Origin of the sequence: Pseudoalteromonas sp. BSi20439 (assembly GCF_000241165.1) — a bacterium.
Classification (GTDB): Bacteria; Pseudomonadota; Gammaproteobacteria; order Enterobacterales; family Alteromonadaceae; genus Pseudoalteromonas.
On sequence record NZ_BADW01000019.1, the window covers coordinates 1 to 6,023 of the forward strand.

Sequence of the window (6,023 nt, forward strand, 5' to 3'; positions counted from 1 at the left end):
GTTAGTAAACTCTTTAATAACGGCTTGTTTAGATTTTTGAGCTAGTTTTCGCTGCTGCTCATTGGCTACAAATATTGCGCTACGGTAGCTTGGGCCTTTATCACAAAACTGGCCTTGAGCGTCAAAAGGGTCAATGTTAACCCAGTAATGGTTTAAAATATCTTGATAGCTCAATACCTCAGTGTTGTAGGTAACTAGAACGGCTTCATAATGGCCGCGATGATTACCATTATAGGTAGGGTTTTTAAGTTCACCGCCGGTAAAACCTGAGATCACATCGGTTACACCTTCGAGTTTTTCAAAATCGCTTTCCATACACCAAAAACAGCCTCCGGCTAAAATGGCTTGTTCACTTTTAGCGTACGTTAATGAGCTAAACAAAAGCCCCACAGAGGTTAATGCTAGTGCTAATGTGTGTTTCATAAAAATTTCTCACCTGTAGTTATGTATAAATACTTGTATAGTAAGACCCGCTAACTTTAAAAACTCTTTCATTACAAAATGGCTGAAGGGGTTGAACTTGCTTTATATAAAACGGATGCTATATATGAAAAGTTTAATGACGACTGATAATTTGTATGATGAATTGTTAGTCGTTCTACAAAACAACTTTGCTCCATTAGGGTATAAACTTCCAAACACTGATGAGTTGATACCTCATAGTCAAAATGCTCAGTACCATGGATTTGGATTCACTATAAACCATAAGCGAATAATTTACAGAAAAGCTAAAGTTACTCCCGACTGACCTGGTGCTTTTTTAGCACTATGGAAACGACCAGCGGATGGAAGTAATTCTAAACCAATCCCATTTACCAACGAGTTTGACTATTTATTAGTAGCGGTTGCAAGTGATGGACTAACCACTATTAATAACCAATTAGCAAATATACAAAGCGGTTTATTTTTATTTCCGGTTGAGTTGTTAGTTAAAAAAGGCATAGTTACAGGTACTAACCTCAAAGGAAAAACGGCTTTTAGGGTGTTTCCACCTTGGAGCGAAAGTAGGGCTCTGAATGGTTCAGGCGTATTTAGTAACGCAGCGAAAAGCACTCAACGTTGGCAATGTGATTATTTTTTACAGCAAGATCAATATAAACTAATTGATTTATCTAAGTTAAACAAAATTTTAGCTAACGCTGTTTAAATTTAAACTGTTAAGTCACTTTACCAGCATTGTCTTATATAAGGTTGTTTACTAAAGTGAAATTATAACCTTGTGTAAATTTAAAAGGGAAAATCATGAACCAGTTAACAGAACAATCGATTAGTTGCCCTTACTGTGGAGAAACCATAGAAGTATTAATTGATGTGGCTGATATTGATGAGCAATACATAGAAGACTGCCAAGTGTGTTGTAAGCCTATTTCGTTTGTCGTATTTGAAGATAACGACGAACTTAATGTAAATGTATACAGTGAAGATGAGGCGTTTTGAAGGAGTAAGTAAGCTTAATGACATTACAACCACTTAATAATACGCATATCATCGAGCTAATGAGCTGGTTTAATAATCAAAATGAAACAGCTCAATGGGCTGGTCCGTATTTTAGGTATCCATTTACAAAGAATACGTTTATTGAGGACTTAAACCTTGATGATTCTGCTTCTTTTGTATTGGTTGGACAACAAAACATATTACTTGCTTTTGGGCAATATTATCAACGGAAAAACAAATGTCACTTGGCTCGTTTAGTAGTAAACCCTATATACAGGGGGGAGGGAATTGCAGCCACCCTGATTAAAGAACTATGTAAACATGGCCAATTAAACTTAAATGTTACTGATAGTTCATTGTTTGTTTATGAAAATAACCTAGCAGCAGTTTTGGCTTATAAAAAGCTAGGATTTATAGTTGCGGCGAATCAAGAGAAAAGCTCATTACCAGATAACTGTGTTTATATGGTTAAAGCAATAAATTACGTTTAAGTTAGCTATTTTGCTGTTCACGCGCTAATTGGTTAGGCAATAACTGCTCAACAATTTCTCTCGCTGGTAAGGTATAACGAACGCCATCAAACATAACCGATGTAAACTCATCAATATTAGTAATGCCGGTAAGGGTCCAACCTTCACCACGTTTTGGGCAGTAAACAGTAGTAGTTGGTTGTATTACTTTAAAATTGTCGCTCATAGTTTATCTCAATTAATGCTTGTTAATACGATATGGTAAGTTAATAATGACGTTCTATAAAGTGCTATTTAAAGCGCGTTTACTTTATTTGGCATAGGCATGTTTAAAAATATAAAATTACCCCGTGTAACTCTTCGTTTAATTACTCACAAACATGGCGCAGCGTTATTAAATATTTTGAATAATCCCCTTGTTTATGAATTTAATGATTATAAAGCGCCGCTTAATAAAGAGCATATTAAGCAGTTAATTCAAGATGATATATCGAGTTATTACCAAGGTGAAGGTGTTCGGCTTGCGATTGAACATAATATATCAGGCGAACTCATTGGTACTTGTGGTTTGTATAACATTAATAACCAGACAAAAACTGCTTATTTGGGCTTTGAGCTCGATCCTTTTTATTGGCAACAAGGCTTAATGCATGAAGTACTTAAAGGCTTTATCAGTGAGGTGCATAGCTCACTAAACATTGAGCACCTATATGCAGAAATTCATGGTAAAAATGTTCGCTGTTATAACTTACTCACTAAACTTGGCTTTGTATTTAACCAGCAACTTAATAGTGGTGTATGGCATAAGCAATTAACTAAAATGAGCCACGCATGAGAATTAAAAAACGATTATTTTAAATGTATTGTTTGTTGTTAGTGTATTTGGGTTTGCAATAACTGGGTTTAGTTATTATCAAAATAATGTTTCAGATTTTGTTGATGTAACCTTAGATTCGAAAGTGCTTAACGAGTCTCGAAAAGTATTTATCAGATTACCTAACAATTATGATAAAACTAAAGCGCATCCACTTTTTATAAAACAGATGGCAATTTTAATTTAGCTAATTGGGATAAGGCGCTAAAAGCATTAAATCCCGAAAGTATATTTAATGAGGCTATTTTAGTTGTCGTACATAATCAGTTTTTTACTGATACTCGAAATCGTGATCTTGTGCCACCTTATGCAAGGAAGGACGTTAATACAAATCCTCGACCTAACAATGAAACTACGCCAGAAATTTTGGTAAAGCTGATTTGTTTTTAGCTTTTATAGAGCAAGAATTACTGCCATATATAGCGGCTAATTATAAGTTAACTAGTCAACGTGGGTTAATAGGCTTTTCTGCAGGTGGAAGCTTTACTCTATATACTTTACAAACTAAGCCTCAGCTATTTAATGCTTATTTTGTGTTTAGCCCAGCCGCTTGGTATGACGATATGACAGTGACAAAACAGTTCGATACGTTTTTAAAAACAAACGTGAATAGTATAAAACAGCCAACATTTTTATATATCACTGTTGGTGGGGCAGAACATTCCCTAATGTTAGCTGCATATAATAATTTAGTTACTAGTTTAGCAAAACATCCAAACAGCTGGCTTAAATGGGGAAATACAATTAACATAAATGCTGATCATAATCAAACCCCTGCACTGAGTGTAGATAAAGCACTATTAAATTATACCGAGTTCTTAGGCTCGCAAACTAACACGTCGTTTAATTAATCAGTTACCGCTTTAATTTAAATATAGCCATATTTAGAATTTATTGCTGGTGGGTAATAGATAAAAGAACACATCATACTAAATTTATATTAAAGGCAATCTCAGCAATTGATTAATCTTAAGAACGATAACCAGAGGAAGGGGGGTAGGTTTATTTATGTGGGTTTATTTATGTGCGTTGATCGTTTGTTGTTAATTATACTACGCGTTTTATTAAATGAGTTGTGCAGCCGCAGGAAAACCAGATCGAAGCAAAAATGTCATTCTTTAGATGTTCAAATAACACACGTTGATTGCAGCTAACATCGGATTTTCCATTAGTGTTTTAGTACTTCACAGAATTAAACTCAAGCCTTTTATTAATTGACGTTACAACAATGCAATTTTGTTGCTCAATTGCCTTAACATGCTTTCTGCATTAGGTAGCTCGTCGTTTAAACCTGTGATCAGGGTCATAAAATAGCAGTCCATCATCACACTTGCTTTTGTTTCATCAAATTCTGGTTGTTCACTAAATAGCAGTTTTTTAAATTCATCCATTTGTGCTTTAAAAAAATCAGCACGCCAAATAATGTCGCTAATTAGTAATTTACTAAATTCACTGTTTTCACAATAAAAGGAGTAGAGGGGGTGAGCGTAGTGGCGTAACTTTAATCGAGGAGGTCGCTGAGTATCTGACTGCTTTGCTTGCTCAATAATAACTTCAATTTGTTGCTGCATACCTGCAATAAGCAAATCAATTTTATTTTCAAAATGGCTAAACACCGTACCCACTGCCACATTAGCTGCAACAGCAATTTCCCTTGTTGATGTGTGGTCATAACCTTGTAATAAGAAAAGCTCCCATGCTGAAGCTAAAATTTTATCCCGTGTTTTTTCTTTTTTACTCATACTATTCAACGCTTTATATCTTTGTTGGAAGTTGGGCCTAAATTAGCACTTGATTAACTGAGCGCGCTCAATTAAATTTGTGAGCATGCTCAATTAATCTAAAGGTGATACATGGAGTTTATCAAACGTGTTATTGGTTATGTACTTTTTATTCCACTTATTTATTTTTATTCTTTTATTCTCGGCCCAATCCTAAAAGCAGTTTTAGTCCCAGGTGGGGTTGTTTTTTTGTGGCTTATTCTAGGGCCAAAAGAGGGGACGCGTGCGTTAAAAAAAGCATTTAAGAAAAAGTAGTAAAATCTTCAGTAAAACAAATAAAAAGCCCTGCTATTTTGCAGGGCTTTAAGTTTAGCTTTGCGATTTTAAGCTTGAAAGCTCAACAGGCCATTAAAGAACGTATCTAAAACCAAAAGCAATACCGTCATCTTCTGACTGTTCCATTTGTGCTTGCTGTTGTTTATTATCACTTTCAAAATCACCAAAGTCTTTACGTGCTTCTACATAAAGTTGGGTGTTTTCATCTATTAAGTAATGAACACCAATAACAGCAAATTGACGTTTAAATACATCATTAGGATCAGCATTGAAATTTGGCTGAATAACGTAATCGTCGCCAGCGTCAAACAAGTTGTATGCAATAAATGGTCTAAAATCGTTTTCAAAAAGATACGACACAAATGTTTCAATACCAATTGCATCTTCAATTAAGCGACCAATGTTATCTGTATCGTGGTTTTCGTTTTTGTTTATATTAGCTGCTACATATAAACCTGGCGCATCAATATTGCCCCAAATAACACCCGCACCGTAAATTAAATCGTCAACTGAACGAGTTGTTCCGTCTCCATAAGTTAATTCAAACTCGCCGCGGTTAATACCCGCGGTCAGTTTTAGCTTATCAGTCACGTTATAAGTTACTGCACCACCAAATGTATAGTTAAATTCAACTTGTTGCGCAGCAGTATCGCCCGATTCAAAATTAGCCTGGCATTGTGACTCTGTAATATCCGTTACATCACAAGTGTAAAATGCGCTGTTTTTTAACTGAGTTTGTACGCTAAAATCAAAATCACCGTAACTATTACGGTATTGCAATGTTTTATCGCCACGGCCAGTACCATTTACAGCACCGTCGTCTTTGTTATAGGTATACACACCGGCGGCGTTGCCATCCCAAACATAGCTATAGTTAGTTGCATATACTACGTCGAACCATGCACCCCATTGTTTACCAATGGTAATTTGGCCGTATTTGTCGTGCTTTAAACCAGCATAGCCTAAACGGTTATATAAAAACTCATCCTGAATTGACTCAAAACGGTTGTTATACACAATATCACTACTACCAACTGGGTTTACGCCCCATTCAATTTTGGTCAGCGCTTCCCAGCCATTCTTTAATTGACGTTTAAAATCAAAATTAATTCGTGAGGCACCATTAACCACTTCATTTTGACCTTGAGTATTAATTACTCGCGCATCAATATAACCGCCAATAGC

The 6,023-nt window shown here is 35.6% G+C and carries 9 protein-coding genes and 1 pseudogene; 6 read left to right on the plus strand and 4 right to left on the minus strand.

The features are described from left to right. The coding region (msrA, locus tag P20439_RS01905; RefSeq protein WP_036932709.1) for a peptide-methionine (S)-S-oxide reductase MsrA at positions 1-423 on the minus strand (423 nt) is incomplete at its 3' end. Between the two features lie 340 nt (positions 424-763). Here msrA and P20439_RS18875 point away from each other — a divergent pair. The 3 genes and pseudogenes from P20439_RS18875 to P20439_RS01925 form a co-directional block, all read left to right on the plus strand. Beyond that, a pseudogene (locus P20439_RS18875) lies at positions 764-1,147 on the plus strand (MepB family protein); the annotation flags it as partial. A 95-nt stretch (positions 1,148-1,242) separates the two neighbouring features. Next, positions 1,243-1,437 (plus strand): CPXCG motif-containing cysteine-rich protein, encoded by a 195-nt coding sequence (locus P20439_RS01920; protein ID WP_008115633.1) that lies wholly within the window; start codon positions 1,243-1,245, stop codon positions 1,435-1,437. A 17-nt stretch (positions 1,438-1,454) separates the two neighbouring features. Further along, positions 1,455-1,928, plus strand: a complete 474-nt coding sequence (locus P20439_RS01925) for a GNAT family N-acetyltransferase (RefSeq protein ID WP_008464186.1) — start codon at positions 1,455-1,457, stop codon at positions 1,926-1,928. A 1-nt stretch (position 1,929) separates the two neighbouring features. Here P20439_RS01925 and P20439_RS01930 read toward each other — a convergent pair whose 3' ends face one another. Beyond that, positions 1,930-2,133 carry a hypothetical protein gene (locus P20439_RS01930; RefSeq protein WP_008115630.1) on the minus strand — a complete coding sequence of 68 codons (204 nt, stop codon included), beginning with the start codon at positions 2,131-2,133 and terminating at the stop codon, positions 1,930-1,932. Positions 2,134-2,232: 99 nt separating this feature from the next. Between P20439_RS01930 and P20439_RS01935 the strand changes: the two genes are divergently transcribed. Both P20439_RS01935 and P20439_RS01945 read left to right on the plus strand, forming a co-directional pair. Beyond that, complete coding sequence (locus tag P20439_RS01935) at positions 2,233-2,742, plus strand: GNAT family N-acetyltransferase (protein ID WP_008115629.1); 510 nt, start codon at positions 2,233-2,235, stop codon at positions 2,740-2,742. A 419-nt stretch (positions 2,743-3,161) separates the two neighbouring features. Beyond that, positions 3,162-3,632: an alpha/beta hydrolase gene (locus P20439_RS01945; RefSeq protein WP_008464188.1), complete on the plus strand. Its 471-nt coding sequence runs from the start codon at positions 3,162-3,164 to the stop codon at positions 3,630-3,632. A 369-nt stretch (positions 3,633-4,001) separates the two neighbouring features. Here the strand turns inward: P20439_RS01945 and P20439_RS01950 are convergent, their stop codons facing one another. Then, entirely contained in the window at positions 4,002-4,523 is a 522-nt protein-coding gene (locus P20439_RS01950; RefSeq protein WP_008115626.1) for a TetR/AcrR family transcriptional regulator, read from the minus strand. Between the two features lie 111 nt (positions 4,524-4,634). Between P20439_RS01950 and P20439_RS01955 the strand changes: the two genes are divergently transcribed. Beyond that, positions 4,635-4,817 carry a hypothetical protein gene (locus P20439_RS01955; protein WP_008115625.1) on the plus strand — a complete coding sequence of 61 codons (183 nt, stop codon included), beginning with the start codon at positions 4,635-4,637 and terminating at the stop codon, positions 4,815-4,817. A 93-nt stretch (positions 4,818-4,910) separates the two neighbouring features. On the opposite strand, the gene P20439_RS01960 is transcribed toward P20439_RS01955, so the two are convergent. Next, positions 4,911-6,023 (minus strand): porin (locus P20439_RS01960; protein ID WP_036932714.1); only part of this gene is annotated, 1,113 nt, incomplete at its 5' end.